At 63.2% G+C, this 2,166-nt stretch carries 1 protein-coding gene; it reads right to left on the bottom strand.

The window, feature by feature from the left end; all coding sequences use genetic code 11:
* Positions 1 to 130 precede the first annotated feature (130 nt).
* The gene (ltrA, locus tag ABZ915_RS48710) at positions 131 to 1,561 is read right to left on the bottom strand and encodes a group II intron reverse transcriptase/maturase (RefSeq protein WP_361817926.1); all 1,431 of its coding nucleotides are present in this window, start codon (positions 1,559 to 1,561) and stop codon (positions 131 to 133) included.
* Positions 1,562 to 2,166 lie beyond the last annotated feature (605 nt).

Here is a 2,166-nt window from a genome sequence, read left to right as displayed (position 1 = left end):
GGTGAGGTCGACTCGGGGCGCCCTGCTGGTGTTTCCATCAGTGGGTTTCCCCGAGCCGCCTCCCGAACCCGGCGTGCCCGTCTCCGGGCACCGGGCTCTCCACAAATCCCGTTCCGGCGTGTTTAGTTCCTCATGTCGCAGTGGGCCACGGAGCCGGAATGAGTTTTCCCCGATATCGGTATCTGGTCGTGCTTACCTTTGCTGGGTTGAACAGTTCCGATTCCTCTGTGACTGGCCACCAGCCGCCGCCGTAGTAGCGTCGACGGAGCTGTTTCCAGGTAATCCCGGGGTGCTTGCGTCGGATCCATCGTGTCACCCTCATCCACGTGTAGTGGCTGAGGTAACAGAAAGCGACGTTCGAAACTCCGGGACGGAAATACGCGCACCATCCTCGCAACACCGAGTTCAGTCGGTGGAGCAAGGACTCCAGCGACAGGCCGACGTTCTGCCGTCCGGTCAGTTCCTTCACCTTGCCCGTGACGGAACGCACTGATTTCCGTGCTGGGTAGGTGTAGATGTACTGCCGATCCGTGCCAGGTTTCCGGTGACGCTGGATGCGCCATCCGAGAAAATCAAGGCCCTCGTCAATGTGCGTGATACTTGTCTTCTCCACCGACAGGCGAAGGCCCATCGGCTTCAATGTCTCTGCGACCTCGTCGCGTAGTTCCTCGGCATGGTCACGGCGCCCGAAGACGAGTACGAGGAAGTCGTCCGCATACCGGACCAGCCGGTAGTTGGGCAATCCTCGGCGCCGTCTCCTGCGCCGATCCTCGGAGGTGCTATCTGGTCCTCCGAGGCCCTGGGCGATGTGCTCGTCCAGGACCGAGAGTGCGATGTTGGCCAGCAGCGGCGACAGGATCCCGCCCTGCGGGGTCCCGGTGCGTGTGTCCGTGAAGGCTCCGTCACGGGACAGGATCCCGGACTTCAAGAACGCCTTCACCAAGGACAGCACCCGCTTGTCCCCGATTCGATTCCGCACCCGCTCCATGAGAGCCGGATGCGCGATCTCGTCGAAGCACGCCGTGATATCGCCCTCCACCACCCACTCGTATCCGTGGCTGGCAAGGTACCGAGTCTCGGCGATCGCATCGTGAGCTCGGCGGTTCGGGCGGAACCCATAGGAACATGGGAGGAAATCCGCTTCGAATACCGGCTCCAGCACCAGTTTCAAGGATGCCTGAACCACTCGGTCCGCCACGGTCGGAATCCCGAGACGACGAAGCTTGCCATTCGCCTTGGGAATCATCCGCTCGCGGACAGGAACCGGATGGAAACTGCGGTCTCTGACCTGGGTCCGCAGCCTGTCGAGAAACACCTCGACTCCCTGCCCGGCTTCAATGGAGCGGGCGGTCTTCCCATCCACTCCGGCCGTGCGGGCACCCTTGTTTCCCCGGACGCGGTCCCACGCCACCAACAGGAAGGCGGGATCGGCCACGAGGTTGAGCAGGTCATCGAACCTGCGATGAGAATCATCAGCAGCCCAACGGTGCAGTTTGGTCTGGATCTCCAGTACCCGGCGTTCGGCCTTCATTAAGGCCCATTCCAGCTCGTCGGTATTCACCGGCGACAGCCTCCTGGCATTCCAGTCTCCTTACTGCTGACTTGCTGGCCCCCTTCCCCATGTGACCGGCTTTCCCGGCCTCGGAGTACTACGGAGCCTCCGTCCTGCCCGACGGCCGTCAGCCGGCGATGGGCCTGCCCCCGACCGGACTGGATGTCCGATCTGGGGGCGACCGCGGACAGTTCCCACGTTCACCACGAAATCGATCAACAGGTGAGGTGCCCAGCTCTACCCCGGCAGCATCGCCACGCTTACGCCGCAGACTTTCGGCGTGGCCTCCCCACCGATGAGTAGAGTCGGCTTCGGAGTCGACCACCGACGAGCGTTGGTGGTCGTGCACTGCGTCCGGCCCAGATCCGCCAGGTTCGAGCCGGTGTCGTAATTACGGGGCGTCAGGCACTGATTTCTCGCGTGCACCTTCCTGTCTCGCTAGCCGGACCCGGGTCGTCTGGCAGTACCAGCCCGTCCCGGCGTTGTCGGGGCTGCTTACCGCTCGGCTCGGCATCCCCCGAACCGAACTGCCCCCCGCTTCAACCGGATTGCTACGACAACCCGGTGGTGAAGGTCTCTCACCTCACTCGATTCCACGGCGCCTCGTGGCGCAC

It is taken from the genome of Streptomyces sp. NPDC046915, from assembly GCF_040644935.1.
GTDB lineage: Bacteria > Actinomycetota > Actinomycetes > Streptomycetales > Streptomycetaceae > Streptomyces.
Note: the sequence above shows the minus strand (reverse complement) of the source record. Positions and strands in the feature narration are given on the sequence as shown.